This window comes from Epilithonimonas caeni DSM 17710, from assembly GCF_000426465.1.
Lineage (GTDB): Bacteria > Bacteroidota > Bacteroidia > Flavobacteriales > Weeksellaceae > Epilithonimonas > Epilithonimonas caeni.
In genome coordinates, this window is the sequence record NZ_AUFK01000009.1 from 890,387 (window position 1) to 906,122 (window position 15,736).

A 15,736-nucleotide genomic window follows, 5' to 3' on the forward strand; every position below is an offset into this window, starting at 1 on the left:
AAATTAATACCGTGAAAAAACTTATTTTATTTGCTTTAGTTTCGTCTGTAATTATTTCTTGTAGGAAAGATGACAATGATGAGAAATCAGAATCTTTGATTGTTGGAACTTGGAATCTTGCCAGAACACAAATAATATCTGGAAAAGATAATTCAATATTAATTTCAACACTTGTAACAGATTGTCCAGATAAGCAAAATTATGTATTCTCTGATAATATATATACTTTAACTTACTTTAGAAATGATTTTATAGGCTCGTGTGTTACTAGTGAAACAATAAAAGGAGAATTCATATTTGATGAAAGTCAAAAAAAGTTAACTTTAACATCTTCTGTTACTCAAACCCCTTTTACATTTAATATTCATTCTATTACAAATAATGAGTTAAAATTAGTTGATTCTTATTTCAATTACGATGCAAATAATGATGGGGTAATCGACATACGAGTAACCATCTTCAACAAATAAATAAAAAACGCCTCAAAAAATCCTGAGGCGTTTGCTATAATTTGAAAATTATAAATAATTCATTACTCAGTTTCATATTTTTTTAATAGTTTAGCGGCACAAAAAAACAAAATAATAACATAAAACAATAAACAAATTAAATTATGAAACATTTCAAATCCTTTTTAGCAATTATTTTACTTTTTAGCATTTCGATGAGATTATCTTCTCAAGAAAAAAAAGTAGCCGTAGTTTCTTTTTATTCCAATAGAATGATCGATTATAAAGAGCTAGGCCTTGGCAGTGAAGAATTAATAAATAATATTCTAAACCTAAGAGATAATCCTAATTTCAATCTCAATCCAATTCTGGAAAAATATCACAACGCTTTTTTCAATGATTATTCATCCAAATTCCCTTTCAAATTAATACCCGAAAACGAAGTAACTTCTAATCAGCAGTACAAAGATTTTGTCCCTAAATATGCTAAAACAGAAGAAGATCTAAAGAATTATAGTGTTTACAAAGACTACAAATACATCTATGAAGGATTCAATGGTAAAGCGAACGAAGTAGGTGTTGCCAATATTTTTAAAGACCAGGCAGACGGAGTTTTATTTACAGAGATCTATTTCTCTCTTAAAAAAGGATTTGGAATTGGAGGAATGGCTACCATAAAAATGAAAGCTTTTGCAAGAATCTCTTTATATGATAAAAACGGAAACAAGGTCTGGGTTATCAACGAAAGTGCGGATTCTAAAAAAACAGGTGTTATGGTTGGCGGAATCCCGGTAATGTCACCGGATAAAATCCTTCCTATGTGCGAAAGTGCTTTGGATGAATTGATGAAAGACCTCGATAGCAACCTTCCAAAAATCATTAAAAAATCTACTAAATTATAGTTAAAGTAACTTAATGATAAACTAAAAAGAGATTCCAAATAATTGGAATCTCTTTTTTATTTCTTTCTCTTAGCTTTCGATTTTTGTTTTTGTTGTGCTCTGTTTGCTCCGAATTTCTTTGGAGCTTTCCGTTTGCTTGGTCCACCAAGATTGATTTTCTTGTTCTTGTCTTTTTTCTCATGGAAAGCCGATTCTCCTTCGTTGAGTTTTGCCGTGGTCAGGAATTTCATTTTCACTTCATCTTGTTCAGAAGCGATTTTGACTTTCGAAATGGTTACCCCTTCCGGAAACTTAACTTTATTGATTTCTTTGTCCATCAATAATTCGATATCAAGAAGTTGAGCTTCTTCTTTTTTGGTGAAGAAAGTCACAGCTATTCCGTCTTTGTCCGCACGTCCGGTTCTACCAATTCTGTGGATATATTGCTCCGGAACTTCTGGAACTTCGAAGTTGAAAACGTGTGAAATATCCGGAATATCCAGACCTCTCGCCATAATATCTGTTGTGATCACGCCACGCAATTCTTCATTAGTAAACTCCTGCATCACTCTTAATCTGAAATTCTGAGATTTATTAGAGTGAATTACGCCAAACTCGTCCGGAAACTCAACATTTAATTTTTCAAAGATCAGATCGGCGTGTTTTTTATTATTAGCGAAAATCAGGATCTTCTCCAGATCTGTTTCAGTCTTCAGAAGATGAATCAGCAAATTCAGTTTTGTATTGAAGTTTTCTACAGGAACTGCAGATTGTGCGATCTTCTCCAAAGGCGTTCCCGACTTTGCCAGGGAAATCTCGATCGGGGAAGCAAAATACTCGTTCAATATTTCGTCCAAAGCTTCGGTCATTGTTGCAGAAAAAAGAATATTTTGTCTTTTCTCCTTCATCATTTCGAAGATATGTGTCAGTTGTGGGCGGAAACCCAGATTCAGCATCTCATCAAATTCATCGATGATCAATTTATTGACCTCCCTTAGAGAAATCGCATTGTCAATCGAGAGATCCATCACTCTACCAGGAGTTCCCACCAAAATATCGCAACCATCATTGAACAACAACTTCTGCGTATTGATATTTTTTCCACCGTAAACACCTATAACTCTTGCAGTAATGTTTTCTGTCAGCTTTTCAAGAACTTCAGTAACCTGAACTACCAGTTCTCTTGTAGGAACCAGAACCAAAACCGTAGGATTCCCGGATTTGTTATATTTCCAGGTTTTAAGAACGGGAAGCAGGTAAGCGAGGGTTTTTCCTGTTCCGGTCTGTGCAATTCCCATCACGTCACGGCCGGAAAGAATAGGCTTCAAACTTTTTTCCTGAATAGGTGTCGGTTCAAATAAGTCTAAATCGGCTAGAACGTCAAGAATCTTTTCCGGTAAATCGAAGTCTGCAAAAGTGGTTTTCATTTTGCAAAGATATGGATTTTGAAATCAAGCTTTTCAATATCTTTTTGGTTAGAGTCGGATATCACACGGCCAGAGTTATCTCAATTTATTATTTATTTTATTTGAATCGATGAATCACTTCATTAGGTTTGGAGTCCTTCGACTTCGCACAGGGCGAAATACATTCAGATAATATTAATTTGATCAAATAATCACTTCTGCTCTTCTCTCAAAATAATCCTGAAAACAGTTCCTTTTCCAATCTCAGAATGTACAATTCTGGCATCACCCCGATGATATTCACTGACCACTCTTTTTGTCAGGGAAAGACCTAATCCCCAACCTCTTTTTTTTGTGGAAAAACCCGGTTTGAAAGCATTTCGGATTTGTTTTTTTGTCATTCCGCTTCCAGTATCCGCGACATCTATGTAAATACTTTTATTTTTTTTGTAAAGTGACATTTCCAGTTTCCCTTCGCCTTTCATAGCATCAACTGCATTTTTCACAAGGTTTTCGATAACCCAGCTCATCAAAATTCGGCTATGGGGAACAAGAACCGGTTCGTAAGTTTTTCTTAGAGTAAATTCGACCTTAGTAGAAATTCTGGATTTTAAATAATCATAATTCTGCTGAACCGTTTCACTGATATCAAAATCATTGAGTGTAGGGATTGAACCGATTTTCGAGAAACGTTCCGAAATGGTTTTCAGCCGGTCGACATCCATTTCCAACTCCTTTACCCCCAAACCATTCTCGTCTTCAAGCTTCATGATCTCGACCCAACCAATCATCGATGAAAGCGGTGTTCCGATCTGATGTGCCGTTTCTTTAGCCAAACCTGCCCACACAAAACCTTCGTCGGTCTTCTTTAACAATCTTAAAAACCAAAACGAAAAAACGAGATAAAGTGAAATGAAAAGCGCCAGCAAAAAAGGATAATAACGCAGATAATTCATCAGATCCGAATTATCGTAATACAAATATTGGTTGTTAAAATCCGGCAACTGAATCTCGAAAGGCGGGTATTTGCTTTCCATTTCGGTCAGTTTTGACTTTAATTTTGCATCATCTTTCAGAATATCATCGGAAATGCCTCTACTTTCTAAAACTTCTTTGTTTTTATTGGTAAGAATGATCGGCAGATCCTCGTTCTCACTAATGACATAAAGCGCCAGTTCATTGAATCTCGGGTCCACATCGCTATCCTGAAGATAACGCATCGCAGTCGCCAGAGATTTGATCCTTTCGGTTTCTTTACTTCTAAGATGCTGGATCAGGAAATTGGACGAAATAATGATCCCCGCGACAATCGAGGTCAGTATAAAATACACAACCCAGCTATTGATACGTTTCAGAAAATTAAGTCCTTTCATTAATGCTTATAAAACGGCAATTTAGGAATTTATTATATAAAATCAGACGTTAGATTTTAGACATTAGATATCAGATCAAAAATTCCAAGATTAATACTGATATTTGTATTAGAATAAATTAACAAAATGATAACGATTCAAAATAATAGACTTAAAGCCACACTTAATGAATTGGGTGCAGAATTGACCTCTCTCATCAATCTCGAAACCGGAAAAGAGATCATGTGGAGTGGAAATCCTGATTTTTGGGGAGGAATAAGTCCTGTACTTTTCCCGACAGTCGGTGCTTTGAAAGACGACCAATATATTTTTGAAGGTCAAACTTACAAGCTTCCTCGTCACGGTTTTGCAAGAAGAAGAGTTTTTGAAGTGAAAGGATTTTCTGAAAATGAAGTTGTTTTTGAATTAAATTCTGATGAAGAATCTTTGAAGATCTATCCGTTCGAATTTAGTCTGGAAATCAAATACGCTTTGGTTGAGAATAAACTGACGGTTTCTTATCAAGTAAAAAACCTGTCAGAAAAAGAAATGTATTTTTCTTTAGGCGCCCATCCCGGGTTTGCTATCGATACAAAAAACGGATCGAGTTACAATGATTATGAAATTGCTTTTTCTGATGATGAAAAACTGGAAGTCCATCCTTTGGTTGACAACCTCATCAGTAACAAAACTAAAACAATTGAACTTAATAATAAAGTGCTTCCGCTGACTTATGAATTGTTCTCAAAAGATGCGCTGGTAATGACAAAGTTGATAAGCAGGGAATTGATTCTAAGAAATAGAAAGAATGCCCATAAAGTGATTTTTTCTTTTTCAAATTTTCCATACTTCGGGATTTGGGCAGCGAAAAATGCAGATTTTATTTGTCTGGAGCCTTGGCAAGGTATTGCTGATCTGGAAAATCATAATCAAGAATTTACGGAGAAATTTGGGATTTTAAAATTAGAGAAGAACGAAGATTGGAAAGCCCATTGGGCGGTTGAGCTTGAGTAAAATGAAAAGTGTCAGAGATTTTCTGACACTTTTTATTTTAAATATATTCTACAAAGTTTCCTTCAGCCAGTCAAAGAATTCTCTCTGCCAAACCAAACCATTTTGCGGATGAAGAACCCAGTGGTTTTCATTGGGGAAATACAAAAATTTAGTTTTAAGACCTTTCAGTTTTGCTGCCTGGAAAGCTTCCTGACCTTGTTCGTAAGGAACTCGGAAATCTATTCCTCCTTGGATTACCATGATTGGTTTGTTCCATTTATCCACAAAATTGCTTGGGTTAAAGTCTGAATAAGCTTTCGGAGTTGGTTTTGTCCAATAGCTTCCGCCCAAATCCCAGTTGGCAAACCAAAGTTCCTCAGTGGTTCCGTACCAGGATTTCATATCAAACAATCCGTCGTGCGCAATAAAAGTTTTGAACCTGTTCTCATGAACACCAGCCAGCATAAATACAGAATATCCACCGTAACTCGCACCAACAGCCGCTACTCTATTACCATCCACGTAAGGTAAAGTTTTAGCAAAATCGGTTGCTGACAAATAATCTTTGATCGGTTGTCCGCCCCAGTCGCCGCTGATCGCCTCGTTCCATTTCACGCCCCAACCCGGCATTCCTCTTCTGTTTGGTGCTACAACAATATATCCGTTGGCCGCCATCAAAGCGAAATTCCATCTTGTGGAGAAAAACTGGGTCAATGCCGATTGTGGTCCGCCCTGGCAATAAACCAAAGTTGGGTATTTTTTATTTGGGTCAAAATTCGGCGGATAATGGAACCAAACACCCATTTCTTTTCCATCCGTGGTTTTCACCATTTTCAGTTCAGATTTTCCTTGAACCAATTTGGAATAATTATCTTTATTAATATCTGTGATCTGTTTCAATGTACCTTTAGAATCTACTTCGAACAGATCTGCATTGTGGTTGATATCGGTTTTTGTAACCCAAAGTTTTCCTTTGTTCTCCAAAACAATATCATTGATATCGAAGTCGCCTTTCGTCAATTGTTTTACGGTTTTGTTTTTAACATCAACTGAGAACAATTGCTTCGTTCCTCTGAAAGCGGAAGTAAAATAGATCGACTTGGAATCCGAAGCCCATTTTACATCGCCGGTTACACTTTCATCCCAAGCTTTGGTTAAATTAGTTTTCGATTTGGATTTCCAATCCATAATGACGATGTCGTTTTTATCTGCCTCATAACCGTCTCTCTCCATCGAGTTCCAAAGCAGGAATTTCCCATCATCACTGAATTTCGGATTCACATCGTAGCCCATCATCCCTTCTGTAATATTTGTAGTTTGTCCGGAAGCCAGATTGTAGGCAAAAATATCCGTGTTGGTACTTTGCGCATATTCAGCACCTGATTTGGCCTTGGTCACATAAAGTAATCCTGAGGAATCCGGACTCCAGACAAAATCTTCTGCCCCTCCAAACGGTTTCTGAGGCGAATCAAATGCCTTACCTTCCAACAGATCTTTCGGAAGTTCTGCAGGTTTAGTTAAATCAAATACAAATACGTGATTATAAGAACCTTCGTTCCAAGCATCCCAATGACGATGATTGAGGTCTGTGTAGATCTGAGCGGTTGTTTTAGGCAAATCATTGTACTTATCTTTTCCTAGAATATTTTCTACTTGAACAGCTCTGCTGAAAGCTATTTTTTTTCCATCCGGAGAAACCACGATATTATCAACTTCACCAATATCATAAAATTCAGTCCACGTTTTCCCAGAATCTTTTGACAAGAAAATTTTATTATTTTCCAGAGCATAAATTCCGTTTTTGTCCCACTGAATCAGGCTTTTCTTTCCTATATCAATTTTGGCAGATTTCCCGGCAATATCCAGCCAGAAAGTTTCAGAGTTAGATTTTTCTGTTTTAAGGTCTGTTTTGCTGATTTTGTAGATCAGAGAAGAATTATCCGGCGAAACGGACTGAACACCAAGGCGATTGAGCGTCCACATTATTTCCGGTGTCATTACCTGTTGTGCATTCATCATAAAAGGCGCTGCAACTGCTACAGCAAGAATCTTTTTTAGTTTCATTATATAAGTAATTGATTTTGAAAAAACTCGGACGAAGTTATTAAAATATTGTGTAAATTTGATTGTAGCCTATTTAAAAACTAATTTCTCATGAAAAATTCAAAATATAATAACTGATGCTACAAATCACTGTAATATGTGATAGCCCTGGTTATTCTTTGTCTATAACTTCGCAAATAACAAATATTTAAAATTTATGCCTATGAAAAAACTTATACTCTTTTCCTTAATTACTTTTGGTCAATTGGCTTTTGGTCAATTTGAAAATCTACCGCAAAAAACTGTTTATTTCAAACCACCTGAAAACTGGACCAATGTTTGTTCTTATATGAATTTTATTGATCCAGTTGTGGATATCGATTTCTTTCCGCCAGGTAACCAAATGACATATGGCTGTGAAGGCTGGTATAAAACGACCTATGTTTTTAATAAAGCTTATATTGAATTTAATAATTGTAATTATATTGGAGGTTCTCCTAATACTAACTATTTATATTATTCTTTAGAAACAGAAAATAATGTTTTCTACGATTATTCGACAGGACCAATCTCCAATCCGCCGTCTTGCCTTTTGGCCGTGAATGACCCCACTAAGAAAATTACTGTTGTAAAGATCTTTCCAAATCCGGTTCAGGATTATGTCAACATCGAATCGGATAAAAACTTTGTTGCTTATGAAATCATTGATGAATCCGGAAAATTGATTCTTAGTAAGGATTTCAAAGGGAGTAAAATTAATATTAGCAATTTGAAAACCGGAGTTTATTTCATTAAACTGAAATCACTAAGCAACGAAACTAATATTGTGAAGTTTATTAAGAAATAAGTTTTTATTTATTGATTTATAATGCATATATTTGCGCTTCAAAATTTATTATCAAGACAATACTATGAGCACAATATTTACGCTGTTTATGATTCTAATTATCATTGCTAGCATTTTATTAGTTATCATCATCATGGCGCAAAATCCAAAAGGAGGCGGTCTTTCCGGAACTTTCGGAGGCACATCTGCTGCTAATTTCGGGGTTCAGAGAACCAATGATTTTATGGAAAAAGCAACTTGGACATTGGGTTCTACAATTGTGGTTTTGATTTTCCTGAGTATCATCCTTACAGGAAAACCATCGCAAGTAGCTCCATCTATCCCTACTCCGGTAAAATCTGAAGCACCTGTTAAAAATGCTCCGGTAAAGCAAACGCCAGCGAAATAATATTTATCAGCTTAAAATATAATGAACGCTTCGAATTTTCGAGGCGTTTATTTTGCTCAAATCAAAAATATAGATATATTCGCAACCATTTTTATATACAAAAACACATATGAAACATTTTAATTTCTTGACATTCATTATGTCATGTTTGTTATTAACAGCAAGCTGTTCACGTTCTGATGATGAGAAAGACGAGTCAACAACCAGTAGCTGTAAAAATGTCAACGGTTTAAAAGTAATTCAATCAGGAGAATATCTCAATTTCACTATTGATTCAAATGAATCCGGTCCTTATGAAATTGGGGTTAATCAAACAGGAAATGGAGTTCCATATTCTGGTTTTGTAGTGAATGAAAAAACGTATTCTCAAAGCATTAATAACATCTCAAATGGCCAGATTTTGACACCTGGAACAAGTTACTCTTTCTTTGTAAGAAAAATTTGCAGCTCAGAATCTAAAAGTGATTGGGGTTTCGAAAAATCGATTACTATTTCTAACAATTTTTGTAAAAAACCTTATGAAGTAAAAGTAGAGGATTTTTACAACAGAATACAATGGAAAATCAACAACTATGAAAATGGACAATCTCCTTCTTATTATCAAATACAATATGGAGAACAAGGTTTTTCATTAGGGACTGGAACCGTTATAGATACATCACAAGATTATTACAATGCACCTTTTGTTGCCGGAAAAAAATATGACATATATGTGCGTTCATATTGCGCAGGCACTGCTGGATGGGGAGAGTGGACCAAGCCAGTTACTTTTCTTGCGTCAATAACTACTGCTTGTGTTGCCCCAACTTATGCAAATTACACAACAACAAGTGTTAATAGCAGTTATTATCATGCAACAATTAATTGGGAAAATGATGGTGTCTCCCAGTACCAGATTTCCTTATCTGTGAATTCAGGGTTACCAACCTCAGCTACCTTATATGAGATATCTGCACCAAACGCAGCTACCTACACCAATTTAGTTAAAGGAACCACATATTATTTTTACGCTCGAAAAAAATGTACCTCCAATACATACTCAAATTATTATGGGCCATATATTGTGAAATGGTAAAGCAAAACAATAGTAAAAAGCGCTTCGAGATTTCGAAGCGTTCTTTATTTAAATTCAATTATTATTTTAAGAAAATTTATTCTCATCGAAACATTTTTTCATCAACAGTTGGAAACATTCTCCCATCTCGTCTGAGGCTCTACAAATAGCATTTTCCAACATATTCCTGATCTGCTTTTCGGTGACGCCTGCTTCTGTCCAGCTTTTTCCGGAAGTATGAGAATTGAGGATGAATGGCATTATCCTATCGATAGCACAGGCAAAAATGGCGTCCGGGGTTTTCTCTTCTTCGAACTCGATCCAGAGATCATAGAATTCTGAAGAAAGGGGCTCATCTAGAATACCGAATATATTTCTCGCAGCTAGTTTTTCTCTTTCGAATTTCCCTTTCATCCCTTCTTCATCAAATAGAAAAGTGTCGCCGGCATCGATCTCTACCAGATCATGAATCGACAACATTCTGATCACCCTTAATAAATTGATATCTGTATTATTTTTGGCGTAAGGAAAGAGGATCTGAGCTAGAATGATGATCTGCCAGCTATGTTCCGCTGTATTCTCTCTTCGGGAATCGTCTGCGTTGTAATTTCTTCTCTGTACATTTTTCAAGGCATCGACTGCCAGGATGAAATCTATTTCTTTCTGTATCTTCATTTTTAGTCTTTGTAATAATCTTTGATCTTATATTTTTTCGATCTACTTGTCCATTTATTATTGATGAGGTTTCTTGTAGTAACGGTCACATACTCGCCGCCCATAGCATCCTCTTCAAGCTCATAGACTTTCCTGAGTCCCTTCTTGGGAATTACCGCATATTCTGTCGTGATATGCCAGCAACAACCGGATTTTGCAAAAGTGATGATACGTTTGCGCTTTTGGTCTGTCTGGAACATCCCAAGATTCTCGTAGGCCAAAGCTGTTAATTCTTCACTGGGAACAAATTGTTTCCTGGTAGAATTGTAAACGTAAATATCATAAGAAGGACCGCCATAACCACTTTGATTTCCATTTCTTACGGCAATATCTTCTGTGCCATCAAAATTGAAATCGTCAAAGATCAGCGGGCTCTGTTCATTGTACAATTGAATGACATTGACGCTTGGTTTTTGATCTCTGTTCAAATAAAAATAGAGGTCTTCCGATGTTAAGGTCTGGAACACTTTTCCCGTTTTTTTATCAATTAGCTCTATGGAGCCTGCTCCGCTGCAGGTGTCTCCCTCACAGGTCTGAACGGTGATCTTTGCATCGAATTGTTTTGAGCCGTTCCTGATCTCGAACTGACGTTGTGCCAAAAATAATTGACCGACCATTAACAATATGAATCCAATATTTTTTTTCATATGTAGATTTTATTTTTTCAAAGGCCATATGCAATCGCTGCATCTTCATTAATGTTTGCGTTGCAAATCTTGGCGATTTCATTGCATAGCCTTTATAATTCTGTTCCTGCTTCTACTTCATAAGGTTCTTTTCCTACTTCGAAAATTCTGGTTGTTTCCGTACCTTCAACGGTAATTTTATCATCAATTCTTCTGATCCAGTTTCCTTCCCTTAGCCCGATAACTTTGATATCGTTTTGAGTAAGGAATTCTCTGATCCTGGTTTCTCTGGTCTCCCCGTTGTGTTTGATCTCCGGATTGGGATCAAGATAATGAGGATTGATGTTGAAAGGAACGAGCCTCATGCAATCGAAACTTGGCGGATAAACGATGGGCATATCATTGGTCGTTTTCATGTTGATACCACCAATGTTGCTTCCTGCGCTGCAACCGAGGTAAGGTTTTCCTGATTCTATGTTTTGTTTCAGGATATTCATCAATCCTAACTCGTGGAGTGTTTTAACAAGGAGAAATGTGTTTCCTCCGCCTGTGAAGAATGCTTTGGCAGAATGAATTGCAGCCACTTTGTCCTGAAATTCGTGAAGACCTTTGACATTGATATTCATTGTTGAGAAAAAGTCTTTTGCTTTTTGGGTGTACTCTTCGTGGGAGACGCCGCCGGGTCTGGCGAAGGGGATAAAAATAATCTCTTCGATCCCGTTATAAAGTTTTTCCAGTTCGGGTCTGAGATATTCGAGATATTGTCCGCCGTAGAGTGTGGATGTGGATGCGAGGATGATGTTCATAGTTGATGGTTGATGGCAAATTTCGGGAAATGTTTTTTTAATATGGGATAATCTCTGGCAGATTTAATTTAAAAATTATAGTTTTTTATTTTCTGAATTCGAAATCATTGAATTATTCCGGGTAAAACAGCATCTTGCCGGTAGTAAAATCATGTTCGCCATCAGTAACTTTAAAATCGCCATCGGTAATTTTATGGAAGACACCACTAATATTATAACCGCAATTAGTAATATTCTTACGGACGATACTAATATTATAGCTGACGGTGATCACTATGGGAGTTACCTGCACCGAGGTCATAAAAAAACCTGCAGAGGACCTGCAGGTTCAAAAAATTTGATTTGATATGAAGAAAAAAGAAATTTATAATCCTGACCATCCAGTTGCCCAAGATGGTGTAGATGTAAAGTTACCAGCACCTAATGCTGATGTGCTTTCTGTATAAGTACCTGCCGCAGCTGGCTGAGCTGTAGAACCAGAAGCTGAAGCAATTGTAACAGCTTTAGTGGTCACATTATCGAATCTTATATTTGTAAATTTGTTTTTACCATTAAGGTTTGCAATTGTAGCATCGTGCTGTATAGTGATCGCTGTAGCCCACCCCGAGAATACCACATTGTCCAAAGTAGCCCCAGTACCAACTCTGAACAAGTTAGTCCCCGCTCCCTCGTTATCTGTAGTTGCGAAACCGATGAAAGTTGCATTTTTGATAGTTGGGTTAGACATTGGAGTTGCATTGTTGTTGTTTGCATTATTATCTGCTTCGATACCTCTGTTACCAACCGTTGCAGAATTTCTTTTCCCATAAATATTAGTAGCAGTACCGTTCCAACCTTCTGTCCAGTCAAAAGCATCATCATCATTGTTTACAGAAACGATGTTGCTAACGTTTACAGTACCTCCGAAGAATTCGATTCCGTCATCTGCTCCATCGATCACAGAAACCCCGTCGATCTTTGTTCCGCTACCAACTCCGAAAAGAGAAAGTCCGTTGTATTCTTTAGTGTCGCTAAATCTAGCTCCAGCCCATCTGATTTGCGTGTAAGTAATAGAGCCACTATTGTCAGTTACATCTGTACCACCGTAAGTTAAACTAGCAACTTCAGAGGTTGCAGTTGCCCCAGCATTGATAGGTGCTTTTCCACAAATCACAATACCTCCCCAATCCGCTTTTGCAGGAGTTGCAGCACCAGAAGTGAAGATCACCGGGTTAGCAGCTGTTCCATTTGAGAAAAGTTTGCCCCCTTGAGTTACTGCCAAATAAGTAGTGGTACCACCTGTACAAAATATTTTTGTCCCTGCGGGGATTGTCAATTCTGCCCCGTTGCTTACTACGATCGCACCAGTCATACGGTAAGTCACATTTGCATCCAATACCAATTTATCACCAGCGTTTAAAGTGCCTTTGAAGTTGTTGGGATCGATTGTTACATTGCTTGGATTGGGTGTAATTGTTGTATCCTCATCAGAAGAACAAGAATTAAAAACTGAAACTGTTGTAAGTGATAGTGTGCAAAGAACTAATGCACTTGAGATTAATCTTTTCATTGTAATTTACTTTATTTATTTTTTATTTATTTAAAATTTATAGCCTACGTTTACGCCAATAACCTGTCCTCTTTTGAAGTTGTACGTTTCTGAATTGATATCATTCTCCTGTACCCTTCTGATTTCCGGATTAAGAAGATTTTTAAGAGAAATACCGAAATCTATGTTGTTTTGGAATCTGAACTTTGCTGTAAAATCCAACATATTGATAGGTTTCTGTACAATGTTTCCGATGCTGTTTGTACTGATGGAGTAGATATAGCTGCCCACATAAGAATAAGAAGCTACAAGGTCTAACTCGTTTCCGCTGTTCCATTTGTGGTTGAGTCCCAGGTTTGCATTGGCTACGAAATCTGTAGCGCCTTGCAATTTGTCTTCTTTCACATCGAAGTTAACTGAGTACTCATTTTCTCTATTTACTTTTTCTGTATCCAATTCTGCTTTGGAATCCATATAAGTTGCATTGATGAAAGTGTAAAGTTTTGAACCGCTACCAAAACTGAAAAGGTCTTTTCTGACTTCAGCCTCTATCCCGTAAACATAAGCCCAATCTCCTGCATTAAGATATGAGAAATAAGGATCTGAGGAATTGATGTAAGTTTTTGAAATTGGGTTCTGAATATATTTTCCAAATCCCGTGAATGATATAACCTCACCAGATCTTGGGAAATATTCCCACTTCAGATCTAAGTTATTGTTATCAGAAGGTCTTAGGAATGGGTTACCCTGAGTAGTTTCCGTTACATCGATATAGATATATGGTGCCATCTCCTTCAGCTGCGGAAGCGTGTAAGTTCTGGATGCTGCCAATCTTAAATTCTGTCTGTCATTTATAGAGTATTTGATGTTGACCGCAGGTAAGAATTTATTATAATTTTTCTCTATGTTATAAATCTCGACACCTTTGAAATAAGTAGGGAACTGTATCTGCCACTCTATATACTGTCTTACGCGATCATATCTAGCTCCTAATTGTATTAAGAATTTGTCTGATAATTTGTAATCAACATTGGCAAATCCTGAATTTATATCCTGATCTCCGTTGTATAATATGGGCTGTAAAACACCTGCATCACCAAAGTTACTTGTGATTCTAAAAAAACCTTTGGCATAATTATAAGAATTGAAAATGGCATCAACATTATTCGGGTCAGTAATTTTGATTGGTGATGCAACATCATTATCCCATTTGAAATCTGTCTGTTTAGAGAAGAATGTTCTCTTTTTAAAACGTCCCTGATATCCTGCTGCTATTTTGAATTTCTCATTCAAATTATAATTGAATGTGATATTGCCAGTATATTCTTTATCATCTAGATTATCATAGTAACGGTTATTAAGACCACTTTCTCTGGTAGCAGAATAAGTACCTTCTACATCGTCATTTCTCACGAGGGTATTTGTTATCCTGTCTGGTCTTTGGCTGTTCAGGTAATTGTAACCTGCAATCCAGTTGATAGAGAATTTTTCACCAAATTTATGATCACCACCTAATTGGTTGATCAAAGTATTGGTCACTTTATAATCTGCCCTTCTTACATATCCACCTTTATTTTCAGCATAATCACGGATGTAACCTTCATAAATTTTTGCTTCCTGATCTGTGGAATGGATATAATTTGTAATCCATTTCAACTGATGATTGGTATTAATTTTATAGAATAAGTTAAGTAATCCTGTGGTGTTTGTTTTGTAAGCATATTTCTGAACCTTATCGAAAGATTTATAAATAGTTTCCTGTCCTCCGAACTGACCTTCTGAACCTTCTCTGTATGTAAAATCATTATTGAAGCCAACATATGCAAAGGTATTTAGCCTACCTTGTTCTCCAATTCTGAAAGATTTTCCGGCCTGTAGGTTCATGCCTGTATTAATTGGCATTGTCATCGATGGTCCGAAGGCATCTTTGAAATTCCAGCTGGTTTTATAATTATATGCAGAAAGTGCATTAGCAGGTATCTTTTGGACTTTGGTCCCAAAAAAATTGGGGCCATCCTGCAAAAGGAATTTATCTGTTTTAGAATTCTGAAGATTGTAACCGCTGTCCATTCCTAGAGTGATGAAACCTTTACCTGAATATTCTTTGGAAACGATGTTAATATTAGCCCCACCAAAATCTCCCATCAATCTTGGGTTAAAAACTTTCTCAAGAGAAATATAATCAATGATATCAGTTTTAAGTAATGATAAATCTATGTTTTTATTTTCAGGATCATCCGATGGGATTGGCAAACCGTTCATAGTTGTTGCATTGTAACGGTCAAGAAGTCCTCTTACAGAGATTGTGTTTCCGCCCTCCTGCTTAACGGTTCCGGTAGCTTTTGTGACTGCAGTGGCAACATCGCCCACACCTTGTTTGGACAACTGTGCGGCTCCCACTCTTTCAATTACCTCTACAGATTTTTTCTGGACCTGAATGATATTGGACTCACTACTTTTTTTAGTATTACCAATGATCTTCACCTCGTCGATTTTCTTTTCACCCTTTAGTGTATCCTGGGTAGACTGTGCCAACAATGTTGTGGTTGACATACAAAGAAACAAAGCACTGATGCTTATCGTTTTTGCTTTCATTTTTTACTTTCCTTTTTTCTTCGTTGCCAAAGAAATGATATGGAAAGCAATCCG

Annotated in this window: 14 protein-coding genes; 6 read left to right on the top strand and 8 right to left on the bottom strand. The window is 36.7% G+C overall.

Annotated elements, in window-relative coordinates; all coding sequences use genetic code 11:
* The first annotated feature begins 11 nt into the window (after window positions 1–11).
* On the top strand, window positions 12–470 hold the full coding sequence (locus K319_RS0105320) for a lipocalin family protein (RefSeq protein WP_027382703.1): 459 nt from the start codon (window positions 12–14) through the stop codon (window positions 468–470).
* A gap of 143 nt (window positions 471–613) precedes the next feature.
* Window positions 614–1,351, top strand: coding sequence for a hypothetical protein (locus tag K319_RS0105325; RefSeq protein WP_156907047.1), 738 nt, complete (start codon window positions 614–616; stop codon window positions 1,349–1,351).
* A gap of 56 nt (window positions 1,352–1,407) precedes the next feature.
* On the opposite strand, the gene K319_RS0105330 is transcribed toward K319_RS0105325, so the two are convergent.
* Complete coding sequence (locus K319_RS0105330) at window positions 1,408–2,757, bottom strand: DEAD/DEAH box helicase (RefSeq protein ID WP_027382705.1); 1,350 nt, start codon at window positions 2,755–2,757, stop codon at window positions 1,408–1,410.
* Window positions 2,758–2,948: 191 nt separating this feature from the next.
* Window positions 2,949–4,109 carry a sensor histidine kinase gene (locus K319_RS0105335; RefSeq protein WP_027382706.1) on the bottom strand — a complete coding sequence of 387 codons (1,161 nt, stop codon included), beginning with the start codon at window positions 4,107–4,109 and terminating at the stop codon, window positions 2,949–2,951.
* A gap of 126 nt (window positions 4,110–4,235) precedes the next feature.
* Between K319_RS0105335 and K319_RS0105340 the strand changes: the two genes are divergently transcribed.
* A complete protein-coding gene (locus tag K319_RS0105340; RefSeq protein WP_027382707.1) occupies window positions 4,236–5,102 on the top strand; it encodes an aldose 1-epimerase family protein in 867 nt (288 codons plus the stop codon).
* A gap of 48 nt (window positions 5,103–5,150) precedes the next feature.
* Here K319_RS0105340 and K319_RS0105345 read toward each other — a convergent pair whose 3' ends face one another.
* Window positions 5,151–7,145 carry a S9 family peptidase gene (locus K319_RS0105345; RefSeq protein WP_027382708.1) on the bottom strand — a complete coding sequence of 665 codons (1,995 nt, stop codon included), beginning with the start codon at window positions 7,143–7,145 and terminating at the stop codon, window positions 5,151–5,153.
* 202 nt (window positions 7,146–7,347) lie between these two features.
* Here K319_RS0105345 and K319_RS0105350 point away from each other — a divergent pair, with 202 nt between their 5' ends.
* The 3 genes from K319_RS0105350 to K319_RS0105360 all read left to right on the top strand — a co-directional run bounded on the left by K319_RS0105350 (window position 7,348) and on the right by K319_RS0105360 (window position 9,434).
* Window positions 7,348–7,971 carry a T9SS type A sorting domain-containing protein gene (locus tag K319_RS0105350; protein WP_169712651.1) on the top strand — a complete coding sequence of 208 codons (624 nt, stop codon included), beginning with the start codon at window positions 7,348–7,350 and terminating at the stop codon, window positions 7,969–7,971.
* A 64-nt stretch (window positions 7,972–8,035) separates the two neighbouring features.
* On the top strand, window positions 8,036–8,359 hold the full coding sequence (secG, locus tag K319_RS0105355; RefSeq protein WP_027382710.1) for a preprotein translocase subunit SecG: 324 nt from the start codon (window positions 8,036–8,038) through the stop codon (window positions 8,357–8,359).
* A gap of 109 nt (window positions 8,360–8,468) precedes the next feature.
* Window positions 8,469–9,434 carry a hypothetical protein gene (locus tag K319_RS0105360; RefSeq protein ID WP_156907048.1) on the top strand — a complete coding sequence of 322 codons (966 nt, stop codon included), beginning with the start codon at window positions 8,469–8,471 and terminating at the stop codon, window positions 9,432–9,434.
* A 66-nt stretch (window positions 9,435–9,500) separates the two neighbouring features.
* Here K319_RS0105360 and K319_RS0105365 read toward each other — a convergent pair whose 3' ends face one another.
* From K319_RS0105365 to K319_RS19835, 5 genes are all read right to left on the bottom strand, one after another.
* Window positions 9,501–10,088, bottom strand: coding sequence for an HD domain-containing protein (locus K319_RS0105365; protein WP_027382712.1), 588 nt, complete (start codon window positions 10,086–10,088; stop codon window positions 9,501–9,503).
* 2 nt (window positions 10,089–10,090) lie between these two features.
* Window positions 10,091–10,774, bottom strand: coding sequence for an XAC2610-related protein (locus K319_RS0105370; RefSeq protein ID WP_027382713.1), 684 nt, complete (start codon window positions 10,772–10,774; stop codon window positions 10,091–10,093).
* 92 nt (window positions 10,775–10,866) lie between these two features.
* On the bottom strand, window positions 10,867–11,559 hold the full coding sequence (gene pepE / locus K319_RS0105375) for a dipeptidase PepE (protein WP_027382714.1): 693 nt from the start codon (window positions 11,557–11,559) through the stop codon (window positions 10,867–10,869).
* A 364-nt stretch (window positions 11,560–11,923) separates the two neighbouring features.
* Window positions 11,924–13,108 carry a hypothetical protein gene (locus K319_RS0105385; protein WP_027382716.1) on the bottom strand — a complete coding sequence of 395 codons (1,185 nt, stop codon included), beginning with the start codon at window positions 13,106–13,108 and terminating at the stop codon, window positions 11,924–11,926.
* Window positions 13,109–13,138: 30 nt separating this feature from the next.
* Window positions 13,139–15,682, bottom strand: a complete 2,544-nt coding sequence (locus K319_RS19835) for a TonB-dependent receptor domain-containing protein (protein ID WP_051230444.1) — start codon at window positions 15,680–15,682, stop codon at window positions 13,139–13,141.
* Between the last annotated feature and the right edge of the window lie 54 nt (window positions 15,683–15,736).

What these genes read in the sequence shown, in the direction of transcription:
- K319_RS0105325 (WP_156907047.1), top strand. Translation starts at nt 614, where the DNA reads ATGAAACATTTCAAATCCTTTTTAGCAATTATTTTACTTTTTAGCATT.
- K319_RS0105330 (WP_027382705.1), bottom strand. Translation starts at nt 2,757, where the DNA reads ATGAAAACCACTTTTGCAGACTTCGATTTACCGGAAAAGATTCTTGAC.
- K319_RS0105335 (WP_027382706.1), bottom strand. Translation starts at nt 4,109, where the DNA reads ATGAAAGGACTTAATTTTCTGAAACGTATCAATAGCTGGGTTGTGTAT.
- K319_RS0105340 (WP_027382707.1), top strand. Translation starts at nt 4,236, where the DNA reads ATGATAACGATTCAAAATAATAGACTTAAAGCCACACTTAATGAATTG.
- K319_RS0105345 (WP_027382708.1), bottom strand. Translation starts at nt 7,145, where the DNA reads ATGAAACTAAAAAAGATTCTTGCTGTAGCAGTTGCAGCGCCTTTTATG.
- K319_RS0105350 (WP_169712651.1), top strand. Translation starts at nt 7,348, where the DNA reads ATGAAAAAACTTATACTCTTTTCCTTAATTACTTTTGGTCAATTGGCT.
- secG (WP_027382710.1), top strand. Translation starts at nt 8,036, where the DNA reads ATGAGCACAATATTTACGCTGTTTATGATTCTAATTATCATTGCTAGC.
- K319_RS0105360 (WP_156907048.1), top strand. Translation starts at nt 8,469, where the DNA reads ATGAAACATTTTAATTTCTTGACATTCATTATGTCATGTTTGTTATTA.
- K319_RS0105365 (WP_027382712.1), bottom strand. Translation starts at nt 10,088, where the DNA reads ATGAAGATACAGAAAGAAATAGATTTCATCCTGGCAGTCGATGCCTTG.
- K319_RS0105370 (WP_027382713.1), bottom strand. Translation starts at nt 10,774, where the DNA reads ATGAAAAAAAATATTGGATTCATATTGTTAATGGTCGGTCAATTATTT.
- pepE (WP_027382714.1), bottom strand. Translation starts at nt 11,559, where the DNA reads ATGAACATCATCCTCGCATCCACATCCACACTCTACGGCGGACAATAT.
- K319_RS0105385 (WP_027382716.1), bottom strand. Translation starts at nt 13,108, where the DNA reads ATGAAAAGATTAATCTCAAGTGCATTAGTTCTTTGCACACTATCACTT.
- K319_RS19835 (WP_051230444.1), bottom strand. Translation starts at nt 15,682, where the DNA reads ATGAAAGCAAAAACGATAAGCATCAGTGCTTTGTTTCTTTGTATGTCA.